The sequence below is a fragment of the Butyrivibrio hungatei NK4A153 genome, assembly GCF_000424465.1.
Lineage (GTDB): Bacteria > Bacillota > Clostridia > Lachnospirales > Lachnospiraceae > Butyrivibrio > Butyrivibrio hungatei_A.
In genome coordinates this window covers 291,340-316,446 of record NZ_AUJY01000001.1, presented here as the reverse complement: position 1 = coordinate 316,446, position 25,107 = coordinate 291,340, and the positions used below count along the sequence as shown (strand labels likewise).

The following is a 25,107-nucleotide window of genomic DNA, read 5'->3' as shown; positions in this document are numbered from 1 at the left end:
TTTAAACCTCAACTTCTATTGTATTACCTTTATTGTATTAAACGATCCGAATATTGATTGACGTATATCTTTTGCGAACGCTTCATAATCAATATAGTGATAACCGCTCTTCCATCCGTCTATCACGCGGACCATGGGATATGTTTTTTCCCCAACCTGCCAGATGCTGTAACCTGAGACAACTACCGTATGATCTTTGTAAAAACCTCTGGCTATATTCAATATTACAGGTCTCCCCGCGCAGATTTCTCTGACTACCTGTTTCTCAAAGCTCCATATATAAATACCTCTGCACTTGACCTTCACGCCGTATCTTGCGAAAGCCTCCTTTGCAATTCCTGAGATAAAAAAAGGAAACGTTCCTATCTTATCGGTATATCCGTAGCTCTCAGCTATCTCTTCAACATCCTTATATATGTGCTTTATATCTTCGGGAATAGATGTGATCTTATTTCGTCGTCTGTAATAATCTATGATCCTTGCAACGGCAACCACGGAACAGTTCCTCGTCCGCCTGCCGCTTATGGCTTCCATTGATTTCGTATCCATCGGAACAGGCGGCCCCTGACGTATCATCCTGCCTCTGTCCCCATATTGTTCCAGAAGATATTTTGGAATATCGTTTATTCCTCCATATGGTTTCTTCTTCATGTATATCGTATTTCACCTTCAAAAAACAAAAAACTATTTGATTGTATCTATTAAATATACATAATTTTATAAACTAAAACAACGATAAAAAACAAGTTTATATCATATTAAAAAAAATATTTTTTTAATTGTGGCAGATAGCATCAAATACAGCTCAACCCCATATAAAACCTGGAATTAGAGTTTTTAGCTTAACGACGGGCAAAAAAGAAATTGTGATAAAATTGTGTTTTTTTTGCGAACTTTGTGTTTTTTTTGTAATTTGTATGTATAATTAATTAAACTAACTAGTATTACATAATAACGCAAAAGGGAGCGAGGAAAATAACTTTATGGACATATCGCCAAGATCTTCTGTAGAGTCGGTTAGCATCGGTATGACATCATATGGCGATCTAATCAATATTCCAACTGTCGATCCGTTGACAGGTCTTTGTTCCAAAGAGCAGTTTTTTATTCAGGCATATGATTACGACAGAAAGCACCCGTCCGAAGGTGTTGATGCAATTGTACTGAACTATAACAAGTTCCACCTTATAAATGAGCTTTATGGCAGAAGCTTCGGAGATAAGGTTTTGTGTGCAATCGGTGATTGTGTATCTCAAACTGCAAAGGAACATGGCGGAATCGCATGCAGATATGATGCGGATAAATTCTATATATATATAAAGCATCAAGATAATTACGATTTTCTTGTACATCAAATTTCCGATAAGCTTGCGCTTATGCTAAAAACTCCGGACATTCGCGTTAGAATCGGAATATATCCGGACATAACAAGAGAGGCTACTCTTGAACAGCGTTTTGATCGTGCTATTCAGGCCTGCAACTCCATTTCTAAAGTCAGGCACTCTACTTCTTATGAAGTATACGATGCCAAGATGCATGAAAAAGAAATGTTTGAAGCAAGGCTTCTTGATGGTATAAGCAAAGCGTTTTCCGAGCACCAGTTCAAATTGGTTTTCCAGCCCAAGTACAATGTACACGGTAAAACTCCCAAGCTTGCCAGTGCTGAAGTTCTTATCAGATGGAAACATCCTGAATTCGGCCTTGTTAAACCTGATTTCTTCATTCCTTTGCTTGAAGAGAACGGTCTTATCAGACAGCTCGACAGATATGTTTGGAGAGAGGCTGCCGCTCAGGTTCGTAAATGGAAAAAAGAATTCGGCTACTCCATTCCTGTTTCCGTAAACGTATCAAGAGTTGACATATTCGATCCCGACATTATCGATTTCCTTCAAAAGACAATCGAAGAAAACGAGATCAGCCCTTCAGACATCCACCTGGAGATTACAGAGACAGCTTATACGGATAATGTGGATCATATTGTATCTGTTGTAAAAAAGCTCCAGAAAGCCGGATTTATGGTTGAAATGGACGACTTCGGAAAAGGTTATTCATCAATAAATATGCTTACTACGCTTCCACTCGATGCACTTAAGCTCGATATCGAGTTTATAAAAGATATTGCCGAGAACAACAGAGGTAAAAATCTTCTCGGATGTATTCTTGAGATGGCAAAGCTCCTGGATCTTACAGTTATCGCTGAAGGTGTTGAGAACGCAAAGCAGTATTTCCTTTTAAAGAACGCAGGCTGCGACATGATTCAGGGCTATTACTTCTCTAAGCCCCTTGAAACAAAAGAATTTGAGAAATTGCTTGCTGTTGCAAATTGATTTTTATGAATAATAATATCGGGAAAGATGTGATAAACATCCTTCCCGATTTTCTTTCTATTCTGTTTCTTTCGTATGTTTAATCCGATTTTTAATTCGATGATGAAGAGGCAATCGATGCCGCTGAAGATGTGGCAATGATCACAAACATCGCTGCCTGCTGGGCAATAACTCTTGCAACGGTACTGCTTATCACTGATGCATCAGCTGTAGCAGAATTGTCCAGATAGCTCTCGGATACGAGCATTGCCGCAAACATAAGTCTTGTCTGCTTTGTCATATACCAGAATGTGAATCCTTTTTTCGTTCTGAGATATTCAGCAGTTCCGATAACTTCTGCAACAATATCTTTTGCATCCATAGGAATATCTATCAAAAGTGCAAGTGACGCAAGCTCATATTCCTTGCCGTACTTAGTTCCGGCTTCCTTAAATGCATCAAAAAGCGCGATCGTCTTCTCGCATTTCTTCTTATACGCACCGTCAAGAGTTGTAAGCACCTGGCAAAGAGAATATGCCGAATTGTTGTAAAGCATGAAATCATTCTTTATCTCAAGATATGTCGATTCAAGTTCGCTCAAAATATCTTCCGTGCTCTTCTCTGTCATTGCAAGCAAAACCGCAAGACATGTATCTTCATCATTTGTAAGAAAAGGATGTGCTGCTTTCATTCCGTCCAAAAGCGCTTCCGTCTTCTCTATTACCTTATCCGAATCATCTGCCTTGCCGGAATCGCAGATGATAACCGCAGATAAAACTCTGTATGTCGATCCAAGAAATTTACCTTTTTGAAGTTTCTCATATATTTCTGTAACATCATCAAGATACTTCTCAGGATCTTCGGAAAGAGCCATCTTTGTTGAAATAAAAAGTTCGTTGTTTCCGCGAAGATATGAAAACGCGCTGTGTTTCTTGCGTAAAATTTTTCTGCATCTCTTTATAGCCTTAACATCTGCCGTCTCTCCACGATCAATAAACGACAATGCCGCCAATATCTGCATAAGGCTGTCTTCCAACATAAAACCCTTGTAAATAATGTTTCTGTTCTCTACAAGTCTGTCACATTTTTCCATTACTTCGGTCTGCATCGTATCTCTCCTTCTATGATTATCCAAAATATCATATACAATATGATACAGCGCTGTCAATGAAGATAACATAGTATTTCTCGAACAAATTATTACTTTTTTCTTTATTATGCATAAACAAAGCGGTACATATTGTACCGCTCAAATAACGATGATTACTTATTTGCAAAAGAAACCTTGATTTCTCCTGTACTTGACTTAGCAGTTATACTTTTTCCGCTTCCATTATCTGACTTAAAAGAGCCTTCCGCCGTATTTCCTTCAACAATGATATCTTCTCCTGTAGATGATGTCAGATCCAATGAATAATCATTTTGTCCCACTATATCAATAACAATGTCATCAAGTGCTTTAAGATCTGCAGTATTTAACTTGACATTATTAAGTGTGATCTTATCGCTTGATGAATCTGCAGCGAGATCATTAATAGTACAATTCTCAACGATTATGTCATCAGTGGACGATTCAAGCTCAAGCTTGTCAAACTCAGAATAATCAAGCTTTATCTTTCCCGTGGAGCTCTTTACATAAAGATCGCTTGAGGACACATTACTTAATGTAATGCTATCCGTATCCGAAACAACCTTTCCATTCACATCAACACCGTCAATTACAACGTCGTCCGTGGAAGCTTTAACATCAACATTTATAGGTGCAGTATCTTTAGGTACCGTAATGGTATAACTTGATTCTTCCTTACACGCTGTTAAATCCATATCAAAAAATGTTATTTCCGCTTTAAGAGAAGGTTGTTTTACAGTCAAATTCTTACCGTCCTGACTGACCTCCGGAACATATTTTTCTTTTACATTATACTCAAGTTTGTACGCGTCTCCTTCCAAAATACGCACATCTACCGTACTCGCATCAATCGTAAGAGTATCAAATTCACTTATGTCTATATTACCACGTACCATATTTTGGCTTTCTTCTACGCTTTCTCCTCCAATCTTCACAACCGGAATCGCTCCCATCCCGATTGAAATTTTCACAGCCACTGCCCCGACAACAATAAGCGCACACGTTGCGATAAGTAATACTTTCTTTTTCATCTATATATCCTTCCATTATCTTTAAGTTTTTTCAAATAATATTATTCCAAGCAAAAATCCCGTTCCCATCATCGCAGCGGCAATGATAAGAATTGTTTTTCTATTCATATATGCTCCTGACTCTCTTTTTCTTAGTCATCGCACTAAACATCTTTTTCAAAACAGCCGACAAAACATACACCATTAAGATACCACCACCAAGGGACACAAGACCGTATCCCAATGTAAATATTTTTTGCGCCACCCCGTGAACAAATAGCGCATACGGGATTGCAATTGCTCCTGCAAATGCAACAACAATCATTACTAAAAAAAGAACTATAAATACAAAAATAAATGTAAGCACCACAATCGCAAGCGGTAGAGATAACGGAAGTGACAGTATTCCAAGAATAACAAGCCAGATTGTTGTGGCACCGCCTTTAACAGTCTTCTGTTCTGTCTCATTATCAATATGTCTCTGAGTACACTGACTTATGATATCTGACGCAACTTCTTTTGGTGTTCCGAGCTTAGTCGTAACATCCTCCTCATCGGAGAGTTCCATCTCCGAAATATATTCGTCATAAAAACGAATCGCATCATTCCTGTCAGCTTCGGGAAGATATTTAAGTTTTCCATTAAGCTCCCTCAAAAATTGTTCCTTATTCATCAGTCTTTTTCCTCCATTGCTCCCTCCGACGGCTCTAATCCTGTCCCCTTGATAAGGCCATCGATTTTCTCCTTATATTCATTCCATTCGCTCTCATAAAATTCGAGCATATTTCTGCCCTCATCTGTTATCGCGTAATACCGCCGATTTCTCCCCTGAAAAGGTGCATCATATGTTCTCAGGTAGTCTGACTTCTGCAAACGCCTAAGCACCGGATACAGCGTTGATTCAGATATATCAACAACCTGCCTGACTTTTTGTGTCAGAGTATATCCGTACGAATCTTCACTTCGGACTATTCCCAGAACGCAAGCATCAAGTAAGGGGGCTGTTAATTGATATGTCATGCACTCACCTCTCTTGCTTTGTTTTGATACAATATTATATAGCGTATAATATTACGACTGTCAAGTGTGATTTAAAAGATATCAAAGAATCATTTGCAAAATGCTTTCGCACGAGCGACTCTTTCAAATAAAAAAGTACACTGTCCAAGCCATATATCCTGCTTAAACAGTGTACTTTTTCATATCATCTCGTCTTTTTCTTCTGCTGCCCCGCGGTCATCTTGATCACAAAACTCTGGGTAACAAACCTGCTTCCGTAGAGTGCAACCTTCATCCTGAGCGTCGGTATGATAACCGCTTTCTTTTTTCTCATGCCCTTTAAGCACTCATCGACACATTTCTCCGCTGTAATACCTTTTAGAGAAAAAGAAACATCCGCATTCATGTTAAACTCGGTATCTACAGGCCCCGGACAAAGGCATGCGACATATACGCTGCTGCCGATCTCTTTTAGCTCACACGCAACAGCTTTGGTTAAAGATGTGACATAAGCCTTTGATGCATAATAGGTTGCCATATAAGGCCCCGCAGGCAAAAGACCTGCCGACGATGCGACATTTAAAATCGTTCCATGCCCCTGTTTTTGCATCTTTACAAGCACGCCTTTGAACAAAATGTGCATTGCAATGTCATTCACCTTTACAATTGAAATTTCTTTTTCAAGATCAGTCTCAAGGAAACTTCCCGCTGTGCCAAAACCCGCGTTGTTGATGAATACATCTATCTCTTCATCCGCTATTTCTTCAAGAAGCTTCTTGCAATTAGCCTCATCCGAAACATCCGCCGTTATGATAAGACACTCTGTACCAAGCTCCTCTTTAAGAGCGCATAAACGCCGCGTTCTTCTTCCCGTGAGAATAAGCCTATATCCTTCTTTTGCATATCTACGAGCAAACTCGGCGCCAAGTCCTGAGGTTGCTCCGGTTATAAAAGCTGTTTTCATATATCATTACCTTATCGCATTAGTTAGTTAGTTTTTCCGATATTGTTTATATTGCAAAATATCAATATTCATCGAGGAAGTTATGCCTTACGCCGTCCTTTTTGTACTCGATGATAGTATTAAGCTGCACATTCTCGACACTTCTGAAGATATTTGACTCAACGAAAGGATTGTCTTTCTTGAGCCTTTCGATAAGTTTCTTGGTCTCAAGCCTCTTTGACGATGTAGTTCCGTCCGTATGGCAGGTCGAGCATGTCTCCGTAAAGTGGCATGCACACTGAAGGAAATGAAGCTCGTTGTAATCTCTCCATGCGCAGATATCACTCTCACGGATAAAATACATAGGCCTTATAAGTTCCATACCTTCAAAGTTAGTGCTGTGGAGCTTTGGCATCATCGTCTGGATCTGGCCGCCCTGGAGCATTCCCATAAGAATGGTCTCGATAACATCATCGTAGTGGTGGCCGAGCGCGATCTTGTTGCATCCAAGCTCTTTTGCCTTGCTGTACAAAAAACCTCTGCGCATTCTCGCACAGATATAGCAAGGACTCTTTTCTATATTGTCGACGGAGTCAAATATGTTGCTCTCAAAAATCGTGATCGGTATGCCAAGCGCCTTGGCGTTACTTTCGATAAGCTGCCTGTTCTCTTTGTTGTAACCGGGATCCATGACAAGAAAAGTCACGTCGAACTTCACCTGTCTGTGCGTCTGAATCTCCTGAAAGAGCTTCGCCATCAGCATAGAATCTTTGCCGCCAGAAATGCATACCGCAATATGATCTCCTTCATTTATGAGTTTATAAGTCTTGCACGCCTTCGCAAATCTGGAAAAAAGCTGTTTATGGTATTTCTTTCTGATACTCATCTCAGCTTTCTTCTGCTTCTCGCCACCTTCTTCCATGTGGGCAAGCTCATCCTGAAGATAGCCCATATATCCGCCTTCAAGACCGTAATACTCGCGTCCGTTAAGAGCAGGAAGCTCCTCTGCTTCTTTAGTCTTTTTACCTATCTGGCAGTAAAGAATAATAGTCTTATCCTGCGGAATATCGCCGATTGCCGCGTTGTCTTCTTTTCCCAGTTCTTCCATATCAATATGAATCGCGCCCGGAAGCATACCATACGAAGCAAGAGCCTCATCGCGCACATCTATAAGCCTGTATGAACCCTCCGGAAGTTTACGAAGGTCGTTAAGTGATATTTCTTTCATTGCGTTTTTTCTTTCCTAACACATTTTTATCTCAATTTTTTCTCTATCTGATATAGCATTATAACAAAAATGGGAGCAGCAACAATAGCTACTCCCCAAAAAACTCCATATCACAGATCAGAAAGTCTCATCATAAATATAGAATACTCATCATTCTGAAAATCAAGATCCGGAGAATTCTCTCCGCCACCGTTGGTACTGCGCTTGATCTCCGCATAAAACTCCTCGCCCTGATTGACTATATCCATAACGGTAAGCTCCACACCTGCGCCTGCTGCCACCTTACAAAAAGCCGCAAGCGGATCTGCCTCATTTCTCGTATCAAGAAGATTCCGCTTAAGAGCCGAATCACTCTTTGCTTTTTCCAAAAGTATCTCAAGTTTATCTGCCGTATTCATAAGCTCTCCTCCTGTTCATTAAAACTTATAAGAATTATAACAAAAATAGGAGCAGCTACAATAGCCGCCCCTAAAATATACGCCACTTTAAAATCCCACCTTAAATTCTTCATCCTTCTGTCTATCGTAAATTACCGTGCACTTAATGAATTTACTTATAACTCCGTGCCTTGATAAAGAATCTGAGATTGCATCTCCGACATAGAATGTATACGGCCAGGTATTGTCTCTTTCTTCATTGGCCAAAACATGCAACTCCATAGTCTCTGTTCCGCTCTTATCCGCCGCAAAATACTGACTTAAGATATCTTGTCCGATCGAATAAACCTGTTCTTTTGACAAAGCAAAATCATTGTAATCCCTGTAAGATTTACAACTGTTGATTGTCTGGGCAACCGTTATAAAAGTAAGGAGCGGCAGAACAACACCTAGTCCCGACTCTTTTCCATCGGCGTTCTTAAGTGCCATACCAAATACGATCATAAAGAACAAGAACATATAAAAATAATAGCCAAGCGAAACATCACTTCTTTGAGCATAATTGATTCCGCTAACCCCTGACAAAAGAACCAGATATAAAACAGTAAAAAATCCCGAAACTATGATCTTAACGAGTATCGCAGCTTCTGAAGTCTTTACGACATTCTCACCTTTTTTGAAAACACCGATTACAAACAAAACCGTCATTACAGCAAAAATAAGTAAGCACATCTTATTTATCGAGGTAAAATTAGAAATAACCGACTTTGTTATTTCCATAATACCAATCTTATCTGTTATCTGCTTCTTGGCATCAGCGTTTCTAGGATCCATAAGCTGAATCACCAACGCAAATGCCCACATAATAAGCGTAGCCGGATAATACCATCTGCACATGATGAATTTTTTGATCGCATTCTTGTCTTTTCTGTTTTTGAAAAAGCCGCTGAGCATCTCAACTGCCACAAAAGAGACAAGAACAATGTTTGTAAACATGTTTGAAAAAACTGCAAAATAAATTGCAAGTAATATAACCCCGTCTTTTAGTCCGACAGGCTTTACTTCATAGGCATCGCCTTCTTTGTACGCCTTGTTCATAAACCACATGACCATAGTGATATTAAATACACCGGTCAGCACATAGTGGATGAAGCACGTCACATCTCCAGACCAGAACAAGTGCGTATTTGAAAACCAATCATTTTTATAAATAAGAAAATGAAATGACAAAAAGCAAACAGCCAAAAGGTCAGGTATGATGCTTTCTTTATCATCCATGATTGTTCTTATCAGTGAAACAAATACCGTGCAATAAACTGAAATAAACAATGCACCAGTCACTGCAAAAGCCAAAGCAAGTGACATAAGATAATCTTTCATTATAGGATAGACAAAATTCGCTGCTATCTCTGTTATGATTGGGAATAATGTTTCCGGAAAAACTTTAATTCCGTTATACCCACCCGGCATCGGAAGAGGTCTCCTGAAATAACTGCACATCTCCCAGTCATCCGAATCAAACAGAATCAAAGGATGAGCAACATAAAAGAATACAAACAGCACCAAAAAAATCCCTGAGAAAAGCAAAATATCTTTATGCTTAGACTTCATTTTTTCTATCCCACTCTTTCTTCACATATTCATTCACCCAATGATTATACCCATCTCCAAGGCCTTTGTATATAAAATTAAATTGCTATTCACATTTGAAATTCGCTCCAGAACCGGCTTTTTCCGGGATTAAGAATAATCTTGCCCGAAGCATCGAACTTTTCAGCCAAACGCATATCGAATCCACTCTTATCCTTCGCAAGCTACATAAGCTTTCTTATGTCTCTCAAAGCCTTTTGTACATGTAATATGCATGAGGATTCTTACTTGTTTTAAAACATCACTTTTCTTCATGTTTTACTCACCTTCCAAATCCTACCGTTTCTTTTCCTATAAACAGAATTACTCCTCAATAAATCTCTTTAATCTCTCATTAACATTTTGTCATGCAAAAAAATCTTTTTCAATGTTTTTTAACACCTTTTTTCTTTTCATTTTCGCACACAGCACTGGTAGATACTGCATCTTGCAACTTTTATGTAGCTCTCCTCACCTGACACCATCCTAAAAAATAATATTTTTAATAACATTTATATTGATTTTCTTTTAAGAATATGTTAACGTTATTTTGTTGTACGAATACCCAATTTTAGACTTATATATTTTTTCTTTCCATGAAATATATAAGCCCCCATAAGTTCTTGTACTGGTTTATATGCCATATAGAACTCAAGGACCTATTAGCTCCCCCTCATTTGCTAATAGGTCCATATTATTTAATCAGATTGGCGGAGAAATATTATTATTTTTTTCCATAAAAAGTCGGAGAAAGTTAATTCCAAATATAGAATCGTAAAAAACTATAGAAAAGACTCATATTGGCCCTGAAAGCCTTTCTTTTGAGTATTCCGATACAGACATAAGTATCCTTAAAGACGATATTGGACAAAAATATCTAAGAGTTTATAAGAAAAATTGTACGTCTGAAGCGAACGGCCGACCCATAACAACAATCAGCGACACATGTTAAAGCTATTGCGGAGTATAACACAGCGAAACTCTAAAATTCTCATTTCTCGCTGCAATAATCAAGACAAAAAACCGCTTTTCAACAGCGGATCATAATAAAAAAGATTTTCCGATGTAAGAATTAACGCACAAGCCCTATTTCAGGCGGCAAAATTCATATTTTTACCTATTTCCGCTGTTTTCACCCGAATCCTTCCTTAACCCGTTCCCATACCCCCGCGCGTTATCACATCTTATTCACGCAGCCCTTCCTTAGCCCGACGCCCATAAAACTCGTGCCTTATCACATCCTATACCCGCAGCCCTTCCTTAGCCCGGCGCCCATAAAGCCCGCTTCCAATCACATCTTATATCCGCATTCCTTCTTCACCGGTCCATCAATTCCCGACTCATAGTGCGCCCTAAACTCCATATTGATCTCACGAATTTCCTTAACGCCATCTATATATGGCTGATACATCTCGATCAGCCCCGCGCTGCAGCCGTCACAACTGCCATCGATATTACCGATCGATTCGGCAACAATGCGCTCTCTTTCTTCTCTTGTAGTGTCTTTAATCAAAATAGAATCCATATTTATCTCCGTATCTCCCGTAACGTAAATGCGTTTCCCGTTAACCCTCAGGATATAGCCGCCCCACTTTACATCAGGGCGAAGCTCACCCACTAATCGCCCGCAACACTTTCTGCTCAATAAATTCCACACGGTCAAAGATTCTCGGCTTAAATGTCCCCGTCATTCCCACAGATACATTTTCCTCTTTGTTTACATAAATGATATTTCCGCTGTCACCAATCGCAGCATATACACCCTTATCATCGTATGGCTTGTACCATAAATAGCCATAGTTCATGAAACCAAACCGCTCGCCAAGCTTAAGGTGCGGCGCCAGCATATCCTTTAAATATTCTTCAGAGATGATCCTCTTGCCGCCACAAAGTCCACCATCCAAAACAAGCTCACCGACAGTAGCCATATCTTTTGCCGACATACATAATCCCCAGCCTGCTGTAACGCAGCCCTTAGGGTCAGAATACCACTCGTATTTCCTGGGATTTTTGTTCATAAAAAAATCAAACTGATCCTCTTTAGAACTGTCTCCGTGAGGTATACGCTCGGGAAGTCCCAGTGGTTCAAAAAGATTCTTGTTAGCGAAATCAATACATTTTTCACCTGTTGCTCTCTCGATTATCCCCGCAAGAATCTGAATGCCAAGTGTTGCGTACCTGAATTCTCCGGTGATTCCGCTTCGGCCACCAAGATAATCAAGAATCGCAAGCGTAAAGTCTGCGGATGTACATACCTTCTTCCACGGCTCTGACTTGCCTTTATACGGGGCTGTCATCGTGAGCATATGCCTGATCGTAACGTCATAGATAGTTTTCTCCCCACGTTTTACATTGTAATCAGAAAAAAAATCCATCACCTTTTGATCCAAGTTTTTGATAAATCCCTTATCCAACGCGATTCCTGCCAGTAATGCCATAATGCCTTTAGTCACAGAATTGACATTCATCGCATCCAAAGTCTTGAATCCATGCCAACAATCATCAAGCACCACCTCACCATCTTTGATGGCATAAATCTGGCATATATTACTCTCATTCCCGGTGCTCTCAGAAATGTACCTGTGTAGTTGTTCTTTATTCATAGTAAAAAAGCCTCCTCTTAGGAAAGATTCGGACGTCCTAAGAAAAGGCTAATTGAATTTAAAATCTTTTTCAAGAAAAATCTTACGTTTGATATTGAACCTATTTGAGATTCTTTGCAAAGAAATCCTGCATTTTATCAAAAGGAATTACTTCCATGTTGTCGTAAAGATCTGTATGAACCGCACCGGGTATGATCATCAACTCCTTATTATCCGTATATTTACTGTTTCTTGTCATATCTGCGTAGGCATCCTTACTAAAGTAGCAAGAATGAGCTTCTTCTCCATGAATCATGAGAACCGCACTTCTTATCTCATTTGTGTATCTCAGTATCGGCTGATTGATAAAAGACATGCAGCCTACAGTATTCCATCCTTCATTGGAATTTAAAGACCTCTCATGATAGGCTCTTCCCTTGTAATATTCGCTATAGTCTTTTACATAAAAAGGGACATCTTCCGGCACGGGAAGCGGAAGGCATCCGCCCGCTCTTGTATATTCTCCGCTTCTGTAATTTTCTGTTCTTGCCTTGTTGAGCGCCACTTTATTATTGTATCTGGCTTCCTCGTTATTATCTGCGTCAAAATATCCGTTGGCATTAACTCTGGACATGTCGTACATTGTCGATGTTACCGTAGCTTTTACCCTGGTATCAAGAGCCGCGGTGTTAAGAGCCATTCCGCCCCATCCGCAGATTCCTATAATTCCTATTTTCTCAGGATCCACATTGTCCTGAACCGATAAAAAATCTACAGCAGCCATGAAATCTTCAGTATTTATATCAGGAGATGCCATATACCTAGGCTGACCTCCGCTCTCTCCTGTAAATGACGGATCAAAGGCAATTGTCAAAAAACCTCTCTCTGCCATTTCCTGTGCATACAATCCCGAACACTGTTCCTTAACCGCACCAAAAGGCCCCGCAACCGCAATTGCCGGAAGCTTTCCTTCCGCATTCTTTGGAACATACATGTCAGCAGCAAGTGTTATCCCATATCTGTTTGCAAATGTTACTTTGCTGTGATCAACTTTATCGCTCTTTTCAAAAGTCTTATCCCACTCTGTTGTCAGATTTAATTTCTCAGTTTTCATCATCGCTTTATTCTCCTTAGCCTCTACATTTTCCGGATTCCGACTCCCACATACTCCAATTGAAAGAGCAAGTGTTGATATTAATGATACTGCCAAAAGCTTTCCAATTCTTTTCATGATCATGTACTCCATTCTTACAGTCTTCTTTTCTACGACTCAACAGTTTCCAAGTTCATTTTTAGTACCATATTTATATTTTTTCCCTGACAATCTCACTATAATCCATATACATCGCTTTCGCTAATGGTTATAATGAATATCATGATATTCATTTTGGTTATATCACTGCCAGAAAGGAATCCATTATGGAAATAAGAAATTTAAGATATTTTCTTGCTGTTGCCAGAGAAGAGAACATGTCCAGAGCCGCTGAATTACTCCATGTAACGCAGCCCACCCTCTCCAAGTCATTAAAGAGTCTTGAAGAAGAGCTTGGAAAAAAACTATTCACACGCCACAGCTTTTCCATTAAGCTCACTGATGAAGGAATGCTCCTTCGCGACCGTGCCGAGGATCTGGTCCTTATGGCAGATAAAATCGAGCAGGAGTTTATCTCCTTAAATGACATCACCGGCGGTGATATATACTTTGGTCTGGCTGAATCCTATCAAATCTGCCACCTTGCTAAAGAAATAAAAAAACTCAAAGACAGCTATCCTTCCTTTACCTACCACATCACCAGCGGTGACACAGAACAGGTAACCGAAAAGCTTGATAAGGGATTGCTTGATTTCGGCGTAATCTGCGAGCTCCCAAACAAAGAAAAATACGATTCTATCACATTCCCTGATACCGACCGTTGGGGAGCTGTAATGTTAAAGAGCCACCCTCTTGCAAAGAAAAAGAGCATAAAGGCAACCGACCTTATCGGCCATCCACTCTTCTGCTCTGAACAAAGCTGGAATATTGAGATCCCACAGTGGGCAGGCAATCAATTCTCCAAACTCCACCTGGAAGGATCTTTTCGCCTTGCTTATAATGCTTCTATGTTTGCCAAAGAAGGTCTCGGAATACTTCTTACCTTTGAGCACCTCATTAACTGCTCCGAAGAAAGTGATCTTGTATTCCGCCCCCTCACACCCAAGCAGGAAACAAAGCTATATCTGATTTGGAACAAATACCAGACTTTCACACCTATTGCAGAGAAATTTCTGGCACAGATAAGGGAGTCATTTTGAGTTATAATTCCTTCAAGACTTAGTAATAACAGGATTTATCATGGGGAAAAGAAAAGGTCCCCTAGCCACCACTATAATTCTCTTCCTAACTCCTCGTATATAATCTATATCTCCTGCCGCGTAACTTTCACTTAAGTCTGAGCCTGAAATCACACAGCTCATCCCCATTGCCGATTGTCTTGGTTCTTATAAACTCAAGCCCCGGAATATTACCGTAACTGTAGATATCGTTATCACAAAACAGCTTATTTATCTCAGGACAGCCAAGTTCAGTGAGATAAGTGTGATATGGACACTGTGTAATATCCATGCAGAACTCACCTTTCTTTTTTGGGTAAAAGACATTTTTAAATCCCGAAGCTTCTCCAAAGCTCTTACGAGCTACGGGTCCCCACATGGCGAGAAAGAATCTTGTAAATCCCGGAAACTTTGCAGTTCTTGCCAAAGACGCTCCCGACTGCTCGCTTCTGTTTTTCATTGCTACTCTCATTACTTCAAATGCTTTATCCGCATCTTTTTCCTTCATAGAAAGATAAATTGCAGCTGAAGGAAATATTGCTCTGTCAGTGTGCGCCGCCACTCCCTTAGGAAGATTCGCATGATCTGCCATTATCTTCTCAAGTTTATCTGTAGCATTTTTCCAGATCTCATCTGCATCGCTTTGTGCAAATTCTTTGTAAACCTCGCCTTTTATGAACTCCATCCCCTTCATAGCCTTCTCTACTGTCTTCATACTTCTAGTCAATCTCCTTAATGTTATCATTCATTTCTAAATTAACAGTCACCTTTTTATTGGGTCATTTATTGGGTCATTTATCGGGTCAGCGTGACCCAATAAAAATTCAACTCCATAGTAGAATAAAAGAACAGCTTCTCCCGTAAATACAGAAAAAGCTGCTATTCAAGATTTGATATTATTTCTTTCACGTTGTAGCTATAGTCTTTTAAATCTCATCCTCTTTCTCAAGAAGTTTAACAGCTTCGTTATATTCAATTTTCTCTCTATCTCTCATCAGAAGTGTAATCTACTCCACCTTCCATCCTCATTGCGTTTAACAACATTAACTTCGTGTTGTAGACTATCCATAAATTCAATAACCTTATATGAATCATCTCCCTTTCAAAACGTACTTTCTGTTCTCATAAAATTCTAGAAGATAACCCATTTAAGGAAATACTCAGCTGATTTAAAACAAATTATACTCACTTACATTATTGTCCGCAACTTTCTAAAGTAATCATAAACTCGCCCAAACACAGCGAAACACTAAAAACTTCATTTCCCGCTGTCATAATCAAGACAAAAACTTGCTTTTCAACAGCGGCTTTTATAAAACCGTACTTCCCGCTGTCATAATTAAAACATAAGCTTCATTTTCAACAGCAAAAATCATAGATTCACCAGTTTTCGCTGTTTCATCTTCCAGTCCTATTAATTCTTTATTCATACTTCACCTCTTCAAACACCGCACTCAGCTTCCCCGGCTCATCACTTCCCCACGCCGAAAAATCAAACTGCGGATCTGAAACATGTTCCAGTTTCAGTACATATTTCAGCTTATTAGGTTCTGATGTCTCATCCTTTTTCACCGTGACTTTAACCTTGGTATCATCTCCATCGTCGTGCCAATAACTCTCGCATACCATCGGTTCTTCATTCTTTCCGTCCCACGGAACTTTTACAGAGAATGAAGCGGGAGTATCTTCTTCGGCAAAAAACACCAGATAACTTCCCGAGCACCTCGGGCTAAAATTTGCATATGCATCGCCATTCTCATATTTAAAATCACGTGTCCATATGCAGCCGTCAGTCATTCCGTTAAAAGCTTCTCCGTCATGGACATTATAAATTATGTAATATCCGTCAGGTACCACATCTGAAACCGAAGAACTAAGAGTTGTCCATGACATGCATTCTTCAGGTATTTCGGAAAGAGGCGCTCCCGGCGTATAGATAAGGAGCTCATCGGCATTTTCAAGTCCATAGGGCTCAGAATAAACATACTTAACTTCGTCTATGATTTCTTCTGTATTAAGCTTGTCCTTATCATCTATATTTAATTCCTGGAGCTTCATTGAATAGATATTCTGATATTCCGTAGGCTCGGGATCCGAGAATTTGCCCGAAAATCCGCATACGTAAATTGTTCCGTTCGGATAACCGTCGCCGCTGTCCCCCATATCCGAGTCGTGATAACCTCCGACAAATGAACCGTCCTCAGACAATTTAAGAGATGTAGCCCATGCACCCGCACCGCTTGCAAACGTGAAGTTCTTAGGCATTTGAGCAAAAATGTTTCCATCTTCAGGCGCTTCGCTCGTCGAACCGGCGCTTTCCGTCACCTCACTTGTACTCTCAATCGCCGCTTCCGAGCTTTCAACTGCTGCCTGTTCTACATTCTTTTCACCACATGCTACAAGCAAAGCAGATGAAACCAAAAGTCCCATGAATTTCAATTTATTTCGTGTCATGAACATACTCTCCCACTTCTATTATTTGTCCTCTTCTTCAACCGCAATTCCCAGCAGCTTTTTCTTAAATCCACTCATTAAGCTATCGTAATCCGTATAGTTTATGTCACACTTAAAGCGGCTGTTCCAGGTATCCCTAAGAGTGTCGCATATAGCCGAAGCTCTTTCTCCCTCATTCTTAAGAATAGCGGGAAAAATGTAGTAAATGAGGAAGCAGTTTAAGTCCATTAACGTTCCCGTGCGAACCTTGCCAAACTTCTTAAACTTCTCATGTACACCGTCGCAAAAAGCATTTGAAGCTACTGCCATATCCGTGGCCTCTGTAAGTTCACTAAGATAAGAGTATCTTTCAGCCTGAAAGGTGCTCATCCGGTTCTCGTACTCTTTTTTAGTAGTTATCCTGCTAAAAGGCTCATAGCTTTCAAAAATCTTATCAATGTTAAACGCCATAGCGTATACGCCTCCTGTTTCTTTTTATTAAATTATACTCTAATGATATAATTATAGGGAAGAAACGAATATGTAAGGATGGTCTGAGATGAACGAAAAGATTAAAGGAAATAATTACAGATGGATGTCGCTTCGTTTTGTTGTGGTGACTATTGCTTCTGTGGTATTTGCGCTTAATATCAAATCTTTTGTCAGAACAGGAGGTATCTTACCCGGAGGAGCGACCGGATTGACACTTCTGATACAGGAGATTGCTGATAGATTTATAGGAATCAAGATTCCCTATACTCCTATTAACGTCGCCATAAACGTTGTTCCCGTTTTTATAGGTTTTAAGTATATAGGAAAAAAGTTCACTTCGCTTTCATGCATTGTTATCTTGCTCACAGGTATTCTGGCCGATCTTATTCCCGGCTATGTGATAACCAACGACCTTATACTGATAAGTATATTCGGAGGCATCATAAACGGAGTGGCTATAAGCCTTTGCCTTTTGATGGATGCAACTAGCGGAGGAATAGACTTTATAGCTATTTATCTGTACAAAAAAGGTTTTGACGGCTTCAATGTTGCATTATATGTTAATGCCTGTATCCTCATTACCGCCGGCGCTTTGTTCGGCTGGGAAAGGGCTCTTTATTCCATTGTATTCCAATACGTATCTACGACAGTGATCCACGTACTGTACCGTAAATACCAGCAAACTACGCTGTTCATTGTAACGCGGTTCCCTGACGAGATAAGTGCCCTGATTTACAAAATGTCAAATCACGGCTCTACAATAATCTACGGCAGAGGCTCCCACGAGGGCGACGAAGATAAATCCGTTGTATACTCAGTTATCACCGCCACTCAGGTAACCCAGATAATCAATGCAATTAAGGAATTTGATCCCGCCTCATTTGTAAACGTATTCAAATCCGAGAGAGTCTCGGGACGCTTCTATCGTATTCCGGAAGACTAAAGCTTTAAAACTCCCCCCATCAGGAGATCGTAAGTGCAGTCTTTTTGCTGTATTTCATCGAAATTATATTGACTGTGGGTTTGGATACATGGTGCGGGAAGTTTTAGTAAATCAAAGAGAAGACAGCCATATTTAGCTGCCTTCTCTTTTAATATATATTTGTAACCTACCTGTTTATTTTTTCCCCATTTAATATATCAATATGTTGCTGACCAAATCTTGTACTCAACGTTAGGATTAACGCCCTTCTTCTGGAAAAGCTCACTTACTGTTACAAAAGTATAGCCCTGCTTCTGGAGTCCCTCGATGATCTGAGGAAGAGCCTGGACTGTCTTCGAATTTCCCTGGAAATCGTGAAGAAGAACAATCTGTCCGTCTCTTGCGCCGTTAAGTACCGACTGCGCTCTCTGCTGAGCTGATGTGTTATCAAGCCAGTCATTGTGCATTGTTCCCTGAATGAAAGGAACGTCAATGTTCTGATACATTGTGTTGCTGATTGCAATGTAAGGTGGTCTGAAGAACTTTACATCTGCGCCTACAGCATTCTTAATTGCAGTTGCTGTGCGCTGCTGCTCATCCTTTATCTGCTGAGCACTCATTCTTGACATATCCTGATGAGTGAAAGAATGGCTTGCAAGTTCACATCCCATGTTAACCTGTCTCTTCATTGTGTTTACAGTGTTCTGGTTAATATTCTGTCCGATAAGAAAGAATGTAGCCTTAACATTGTACTTCTGAAGAATATCAAGCACTTCGTTTGTTGTGCTTGTAGGGCCATCGTCAAATGTAAGAGCGATAAGCTTCTGGTTCTTGTTATTATTCTGGTTTGCGTTGCTGTTATTTGCTGCGTTGTTATTGTTGTTATTCTTTGCAGCATTGTTATTATTGTTATTATTATTGTTCTTATTCTGTCCGTTGTTGCTTGCGCCTGAATTTGAGCCCGCACCGCTGAACTTAAGGTAATCAACGTAAGCATCCCACTGATTGTTATCAGCTGTTACAACAAGCTCTACAGTCTGGTTTCCTGTGCCGTGCTTAACGTTCTTGATCGTATATTCAGCCGGATAAGGTCCGCCATAGTAGAATGTACCCTTGTTCTGGCCGCCGATCTTAAGATCAACTCTTGCCATGTTGTTGTTATTTGAGCATCCACGAAGTGTGAAATCACTTGTGTCGCTTGCAAAGTTCTGCGTAAAGCTGAGCTTATCATTATTTGCATAAAGAGCCATTCCGTTAAAAGGTGATCCGATGGTATCAGCGTACTGTCCGCTCTTAGTCATGGACTCACACTGAACTGTTGCGGAATTCTGAGCACTGCCGCCGTTGTTGCTGTTGTTGTTATTGTTTCCGCTGTTGTTTCCCCAGTTCCACCAGTTGCCCCAATTCCAGCCGTTGTTTCCGCCGTTATTGTTGCCACCATTGTTATTGTTATTGTTGTTATTATTCTTGTTATTGTTATTATTATTGTTGTTATTATTGTTATTATTATTGTTCTTGTTACTGTTGTTATTGTTATTATTACTTGAAGATGAGCCGCCAACCTTCATGTCATTCTTATAAACATTGGCAGATCCGCTACTCTGATATCCCTCGATATTAAGAGCTGCTTCATAAATCTTTCCAAGCCCCATTCCCATCTTTTCCCAAGCCTTGAAGTGCTCAGAAACGCTGATAGTTCCACTTGTTCTCTTTTGAGTACGAACACTGAAATACTGCTTGAAAGTCTTGTTACCTTCGATTGAAGGCTGATTTACACGAGTTGTCTCGTAAACATCATATGTTCCACCGTCAACCTGGATCTGACCCTTTGGTGATCCTCCGGGTGGACGCCATGAGCCCCAACTGTCTACGATGTAATACTCGATCATAGGGTCTTTTGTCCAACCATATACACAAAGATAAGAGTTTCCGTTCGGCTTGTAGTCACATCCATAATCAAAAGAAATATTGCCTAACTGCTGATATGTCTTTGTGCTGTCGAACTTCTTACCCTTTCTGAAAAGTGCATTTCCTATGTTACTCCACTGACAGCTGAATGTTCCACCTGAATTCAGCGTCATGCTAGTGTTTCCGCCATCTTTCCAAAGTTCGTAATCATATCCGTCTTGATTACCAGTTTTATTCTCAGTTATTGTCGTAGCCGCCTGAACTTTAAGCGCAGGGACGAATAACTGGGCACATAACGCAATGGAAAGCAGCGCTACTTTTAAACCGTTTTTCATCTACGATATCCTCCTCCATCTAAACCTCTTCTAAAACATTAATCATATTGTAACATATCGTTTACATACACGAAAGCTATATATCCGCACTGCTGTCGCATCAGATGCGATATGTGCGTTATAAAGTTAGAAAAAAAGCGCGGTTGCAAGAGTCTGTATATCTCAAGCAACCGCACTTTCTCATTTTTTCTTACCTTTGCCTTTTGGAGCCAGTGACTTAAGCGAGCTTAGGAGTTTACTACCTGCGCTTGTACCGCTCTTTTCTGACTTTTTCCTGTTCTTAAGCCATTTGAATATTGCGACCTCAACTATGATAAGAGCAAGCAATAAGCCCACAGCTGCTGCCACCAGCTTAAAATCGATAAGCATGAAATCGAGGTATATTCCGTCGGGATCGTCAAAGTTAAGAAGATCCCACTCATAGGTCTTTCCATCCCTCGAAACATGCGTGGCATTGTGTGCCCGGGCCTTCGCCGGAAGATTGACGGTAAGCTTCATATGCGCACCGCTCATCTTAACATAGCTTCTGTAATCGCCGGAGAAATCCCTGTCTCTCGCATCGCGGAATATATCCCACTCAAGCGAGTATTTAATGCCTTTTCTCGTAAGCTTAAGCGACTTGAATTCATCGGAAATATCGCTGAGTTCGTTCGCAGAGACGTTTTCTTTCCTGATAATATATCCGGAATATCCTCCGTCCTTGTAGCCTTCAACGTCCCAGCCGTCCTCTTTGTAATCCTCCATCTGCTCTTCCGATAGGATTTCTTCAAGGTCCCTGTCGCCCATATCTACCATTGCATAGCATATGGCCACGTCCATCTTGCCGTTTAGCTTAACATCCATTGTCGTCTCAAATCTGACACAACCGGAAAGCGCTAAAACGCTAAGCAAAGATAATAATATAACTTTTAATTTTTTCATACACATCCTATATATATTTTAAAACTAAATGTTACATAAAAATTATTATATAGCATTTTTATCATTTTAGCCATTTTATAAATCAATAAATATTTTTTATATAGAACTCCGTCATGCCAAAGAACTCCCTGACAACATAGTGAATTCCGCATGGAAAAAGAGTTTTCGCAGGGACTGAATAAACGTTCTTATACCCTTCTCTTTTGGCAATCGACATAGCTCTGAGCTCGTGAAAGCCGTTGGTCACTATACCTGTAGATATAGTAGGGTCACCTATTATCTCAAGGCTGTATCTAAGGTTCTCCTCCGTGTCGGTAGACTTTTCTTCCGGAATGATCCTGCTCTCATCGATTCCGTATTGGCTTACGAGCTTTCTCTTTGCGCACTCAGCCTCGCTTATCTCCTCATCGTTTCCCTGACCGCCCGATGCTATGATCTTTGTATTCTCATTTTCATCAAGGTACTCTGCTGCCTTTCTTATTCTTGCCTTGTACTGGTTGCTCGGCTCGGTCCCCTTAAGTCCGGCGCCGAGAACTATGATGTAATCAAGGTTTTCCTTTGGTCTTGCGCTCATTGCGCGGATTATCTTAACTTCGGTTACGGCGAAGTATGTCAGGAATACTGTGAAAACAACACGGTATATCCATTTAACCGCCGCAGGAAGCTTTTTCTTTTCCCTTCCGTCTATGCGGCGCTTTAGCATAAAAACTCTAAGTGCGGAAAATGCCGCTATTATAAGCCACAGCCATACCCACGAGAGCGTCAGCCCTCCGCCGTACGCAAGGCATGTGAAATAATACAGAACTGACCAGATAGTAAGTACAAAGTAGATATACATGAGGATCTTTGACGGCGTAGGTCGTCCCATTCCGGCATATCTGCTTGTTCTGCCTTTGTACTGCGTATATTCGCTTCCGTAGATTTTTTCAAGGAATTTCTCTTCACGTAAGATCTGCAGATGTAGCATCACCATCGCAAATACAGATATTACAAGAAGTATCGAATTAAAGAACATCAGAAGGATTCCGATGTACACGAGGTCGAATCCGAGAAATGCAGGGTTTCTTGAGTAGTTATATATCCCTATCGTCACAAGATTTCTTTTCTCTTTATCATCTTCCGCAACGCCCGCTCTCCAGCTGTCGCGCATCGTATAAACAGAAGTAAAAAAGACAATGTCTCCTACAAACGCAAAGTACATTCCAATGATCCTAAACATCAGTGGAAAGCCCACCGTTCCGAGGACAATCGATATAACCTCGGCAAACGGAGCGAGGTAAGTTGCGATCTTCATTGTAAGCTCAATATAGTAGCCTTTGTCGCGGCTTTTCCCCTTTGCGATCTGATCGGTGACAATGCCCTTCTTTTTCTGAAGCATCATCTTAGTAAAATATATGCCGTAGAACACAAGCATAAAAAATAAAGCAATAATCCTGTATGTCATCTTTACCATCCCATTAATCTTAAGTGCCATTAAGCTATTACACTTAATGGCACTTATAATGGTAAATTCTATCACTTTTTGAATAAAGTCTCAAAGTGGTAAATATTCATGTACTGATACAGATCATTGCTTACAAGCTTATTTGCGAAGTTGTGGAACTTCGGATTTATGAGGCAGTAGGAATTGGCGCCTTCTACATAAGCTATGGACCAGAGGTTATTCTTGTGAAGTTCATAGATGCTAGATGCTATCTCATCTCTCTTGGCGCTGTCCGCCGTGTTGATCCACTGTTCATAGTATTCGACGAGCTTTTCCATATCTCCCGTAGGCGCAACTCCCAGGCTGTGATCTGTATAATACGTTCCGTACTCTCCATACCACTCGGCAGCCTGTGCTATCGGTACAAAAGCAGCCGCTCTCTCACTTAACGAAAGTCCGCCGGCGTCCATATGAGGACACATCGATGCAATCCAGTCATTATCGTCAATAAGCTGATCATAGGTTTCCGCATCATAATCCGTAAGAGTTGTCTTAAGGTGTGCGGAATCAAAATATCTCTTTAATGCGCTGTATATGGTATCTGCATTTCCATCAAGAGATACAAAATCGATTGAAAGGTCCGAACCGTCCGCGAAGTGATAATATCCGTCGCCTCCAAGCTTAAGTCCGCAGCCCTCAAGGAGTTTCTGCGCTGAAGCAAAATCATAATCCGTCCACTTCTTGGACCACTCTTCGTCATATCCCATGCTTCCCGTTGACGGCGCACACTGTCCCGGTCTCATGAATCCTTCCGAGATACGAAGTGATATTTCCTGACGGTCAACGCACATAGAAACCGCCTGACGGAAATCGGGATTTGCAAAAAGATCTGCATAGTTCTTGTCTTTACATGTATAGTTAAATGTCAGCTGATCCGCTCCCCAGCTCGAGCCAAGCACCGTCTTAAGTATAGCTGCATCTCCAAGCTCCGAAAGCATTGAACCTATCTGCTCCATTCCTACATCCATATAATCAAGCTCGCCGTTCGCAAAAGCCGCCGTTTTATCTTCGAGTTCATTGAACATATAGATATTGTCAAAATACGGAAGCTGTTTGCCCTCCGCATCAACTTTCCAGTAATACGGATTTCTTTCAAGTATGCATATTTCCGAGCTTTTTGAGTTGTGCCCTTCCTCTGTACTCAAAACAAAGGAGTTTACTGTAGGAATTCCCGAAACGTTCCAGAAATAATAGCAGGCATTTTTTCCAAGATCGGCTACAGACTCAAAGGACATTCCCTTAGCTGCGGCGTTAGCCAATACCTGCCCGTCGGAAAGCCCCGTATTTTCCCAATATTCATTCTCTACGTATAGCGACGCAGGGATAAGATCTATCAGGTAATGTGAAGGCGCCCAGCACCACTTAAGATCACCGTTCTCGATAAAAGCACCGGGATACTTGGGCGTATCAAATTTCCAGGTCACGGTATAATCGTCAACTTTTTTAAGCACGGCGAATTCGCCCGTCTCATTGTCCTTGAGTGCTTCCCAGCTTGCCTTTGTATCATAATTGTTGATATGAACCATGTAGTACCAGAATGTAATGTCGTCCGCGTTGAAATCATCGCCGTCGGACCACTTCATTCCTTGTCTTAATTTGAACGTCCATTCTGTATAATCTTCATTTGCTTCATAGCTCTTAATTACGTTCGGAACGTAGCTACCGTCGCAGTTGTACCTGATAATACTCTCAAGCACAGGTCTTGCTATACCCCATGACCCGGAAAGTCCCTGCATATTACAATTTCCGCAGTACTCGCCAATCTCAAGGGCATTTCCTGTTGCATCCGTCTGTGCGATGAAGACATCTTCTTTAATAGGGAGCCTGCTATCAACAGCAGGAAGACTTCCGTCACCTACCTTTGCTGACAGTTCAGGTGCTTCCGAATAATTGAGGCTTCCTCTGTTTACTTCAGAGACTGCCTGCGACGTTGCAGCTTCCTCAGAAGCCGGTTGCTCATACGATGTATCGGTAAAAGACTCTGTTCTTTGATTTAATTTTACACTTCTGCTGCCGCATCCTGATACCGTCAAGACTATAACCACCGTAAGAGACAGCGCAATATGTTTTCTATTCATGCGTGTAATCCTCCTTATTGAT

General features: G+C 40.7%; 22 protein-coding genes. 3 read left to right on the top strand and 19 right to left on the bottom strand.

Translation table 11 applies throughout. The features are described 5' to 3' along the window. Window positions 1-15 precede the first annotated feature (15 nt). Complete coding sequence (locus tag G628_RS17850; protein WP_051198935.1) at window positions 16-651, bottom strand: C39 family peptidase; 636 nt, start codon at window positions 649-651, stop codon at window positions 16-18. A 332-nt stretch (window positions 652-983) separates the two neighbouring features. Here G628_RS17850 and G628_RS16060 point away from each other — a divergent pair, with 332 nt between their 5' ends. After that, a complete protein-coding gene (locus tag G628_RS16060) occupies window positions 984-2,327 on the top strand; it encodes a putative bifunctional diguanylate cyclase/phosphodiesterase (protein WP_051198932.1) in 1,344 nt (447 codons plus the stop codon). Window positions 2,328-2,418: 91 nt separating this feature from the next. On the opposite strand, the gene G628_RS0101465 is transcribed toward G628_RS16060, so the two are convergent. From G628_RS0101465 to G628_RS0101400, 11 genes are all read right to left on the bottom strand, one after another. Beyond that, window positions 2,419-3,414 (bottom strand): DUF4003 family protein, encoded by a 996-nt coding sequence (locus tag G628_RS0101465; protein ID WP_027208285.1) that lies wholly within the window; start codon window positions 3,412-3,414, stop codon window positions 2,419-2,421. Between the two features lie 155 nt (window positions 3,415-3,569). Continuing rightward, on the bottom strand, window positions 3,570-4,466 hold the full coding sequence (locus G628_RS0101460; protein ID WP_027208284.1) for a DUF4097 family beta strand repeat-containing protein: 897 nt from the start codon (window positions 4,464-4,466) through the stop codon (window positions 3,570-3,572). Window positions 4,467-4,566: 100 nt separating this feature from the next. Continuing rightward, a complete protein-coding gene (locus tag G628_RS0101450; protein ID WP_027208283.1) occupies window positions 4,567-5,118 on the bottom strand; it encodes a DUF1700 domain-containing protein in 552 nt (183 codons plus the stop codon). Then, window positions 5,118-5,465: a PadR family transcriptional regulator gene (locus G628_RS0101445; RefSeq protein WP_026666661.1), complete on the bottom strand. Its 348-nt coding sequence runs from the start codon at window positions 5,463-5,465 to the stop codon at window positions 5,118-5,120. The genes G628_RS0101450 and G628_RS0101445 overlap by 1 nt, the downstream gene beginning before the upstream one ends. Before the next feature lie 184 nt (window positions 5,466-5,649). Next, window positions 5,650-6,408: an SDR family NAD(P)-dependent oxidoreductase gene (locus G628_RS0101440; RefSeq protein WP_027208282.1), complete on the bottom strand. Its 759-nt coding sequence runs from the start codon at window positions 6,406-6,408 to the stop codon at window positions 5,650-5,652. 61 nt (window positions 6,409-6,469) lie between these two features. Then, window positions 6,470-7,615, bottom strand: coding sequence for an ATP-binding protein (locus G628_RS0101435; protein WP_026655092.1), 1,146 nt, complete (start codon window positions 7,613-7,615; stop codon window positions 6,470-6,472). Between the two features lie 110 nt (window positions 7,616-7,725). After that, window positions 7,726-8,013: a hypothetical protein gene (locus tag G628_RS0101430; protein ID WP_026655094.1), complete on the bottom strand. Its 288-nt coding sequence runs from the start codon at window positions 8,011-8,013 to the stop codon at window positions 7,726-7,728. An 87-nt stretch (window positions 8,014-8,100) separates the two neighbouring features. Continuing rightward, window positions 8,101-9,603 (bottom strand): hypothetical protein, encoded by a 1,503-nt coding sequence (locus G628_RS0101420; protein WP_027208281.1) that lies wholly within the window; start codon window positions 9,601-9,603, stop codon window positions 8,101-8,103. Between the two features lie 1,309 nt (window positions 9,604-10,912). After that, a complete protein-coding gene (locus G628_RS0101410; protein WP_026655096.1) occupies window positions 10,913-11,146 on the bottom strand; it encodes a hypothetical protein in 234 nt (77 codons plus the stop codon). Between the two features lie 85 nt (window positions 11,147-11,231). Next, window positions 11,232-12,224: a serine hydrolase domain-containing protein gene (locus G628_RS0101405; RefSeq protein ID WP_027208280.1), complete on the bottom strand. Its 993-nt coding sequence runs from the start codon at window positions 12,222-12,224 to the stop codon at window positions 11,232-11,234. A 100-nt stretch (window positions 12,225-12,324) separates the two neighbouring features. Continuing rightward, window positions 12,325-13,320: an alpha/beta hydrolase gene (locus G628_RS0101400; protein ID WP_034500562.1), complete on the bottom strand. Its 996-nt coding sequence runs from the start codon at window positions 13,318-13,320 to the stop codon at window positions 12,325-12,327. 302 nt (window positions 13,321-13,622) lie between these two features. Here G628_RS0101400 and G628_RS0101395 point away from each other — a divergent pair, with 302 nt between their 5' ends. Beyond that, the gene (locus G628_RS0101395) at window positions 13,623-14,495 is read left to right on the top strand and encodes a LysR family transcriptional regulator (RefSeq protein WP_027208278.1); all 873 of its coding nucleotides are present in this window, start codon (window positions 13,623-13,625) and stop codon (window positions 14,493-14,495) included. A 127-nt stretch (window positions 14,496-14,622) separates the two neighbouring features. Here the strand turns inward: G628_RS0101395 and G628_RS0101390 are convergent, their stop codons facing one another. From G628_RS0101390 to G628_RS16050, 3 genes are all read right to left on the bottom strand, one after another. Further along, window positions 14,623-15,228, bottom strand: a complete 606-nt coding sequence (locus G628_RS0101390; protein WP_027208277.1) for an L-2-amino-thiazoline-4-carboxylic acid hydrolase — start codon at window positions 15,226-15,228, stop codon at window positions 14,623-14,625. A 707-nt stretch (window positions 15,229-15,935) separates the two neighbouring features. Next, a complete protein-coding gene (locus tag G628_RS17845) occupies window positions 15,936-16,967 on the bottom strand; it encodes a hypothetical protein (protein WP_051198930.1) in 1,032 nt (343 codons plus the stop codon). Window positions 16,968-16,988: 21 nt separating this feature from the next. Next, window positions 16,989-17,417 carry a hypothetical protein gene (locus tag G628_RS16050; protein WP_051198929.1) on the bottom strand — a complete coding sequence of 143 codons (429 nt, stop codon included), beginning with the start codon at window positions 17,415-17,417 and terminating at the stop codon, window positions 16,989-16,991. 88 nt (window positions 17,418-17,505) lie between these two features. On the opposite strand from G628_RS16050, the gene G628_RS0101370 reads away from it, so the two are divergent. Continuing rightward, on the top strand, window positions 17,506-18,381 hold the full coding sequence (locus tag G628_RS0101370) for a YitT family protein (RefSeq protein ID WP_034461998.1): 876 nt from the start codon (window positions 17,506-17,508) through the stop codon (window positions 18,379-18,381). Between the two features lie 197 nt (window positions 18,382-18,578). Here G628_RS0101370 and G628_RS19280 read toward each other — a convergent pair whose 3' ends face one another. The 4 genes from G628_RS19280 to G628_RS0101350 all read right to left on the bottom strand — a co-directional run bounded on the left by G628_RS19280 (window position 18,579) and on the right by G628_RS0101350 (window position 25,085). Beyond that, window positions 18,579-20,603, bottom strand: coding sequence for a glycoside hydrolase family 11 protein (locus G628_RS19280; RefSeq protein WP_027208276.1), 2,025 nt, complete (start codon window positions 20,601-20,603; stop codon window positions 18,579-18,581). Window positions 20,604-20,783: 180 nt separating this feature from the next. Further along, window positions 20,784-21,494 carry an LppM family (lipo)protein gene (locus tag G628_RS0101360; protein WP_196803686.1) on the bottom strand — a complete coding sequence of 237 codons (711 nt, stop codon included), beginning with the start codon at window positions 21,492-21,494 and terminating at the stop codon, window positions 20,784-20,786. 112 nt (window positions 21,495-21,606) lie between these two features. Beyond that, a complete protein-coding gene (locus tag G628_RS19275) occupies window positions 21,607-22,998 on the bottom strand; it encodes an ElyC/SanA/YdcF family protein (protein WP_196803685.1) in 1,392 nt (463 codons plus the stop codon). Between the two features lie 41 nt (window positions 22,999-23,039). Further along, a complete protein-coding gene (locus G628_RS0101350) occupies window positions 23,040-25,085 on the bottom strand; it encodes an ABC transporter substrate-binding protein (RefSeq protein WP_027208274.1) in 2,046 nt (681 codons plus the stop codon). Between the last annotated feature and the right edge of the window lie 22 nt (window positions 25,086-25,107).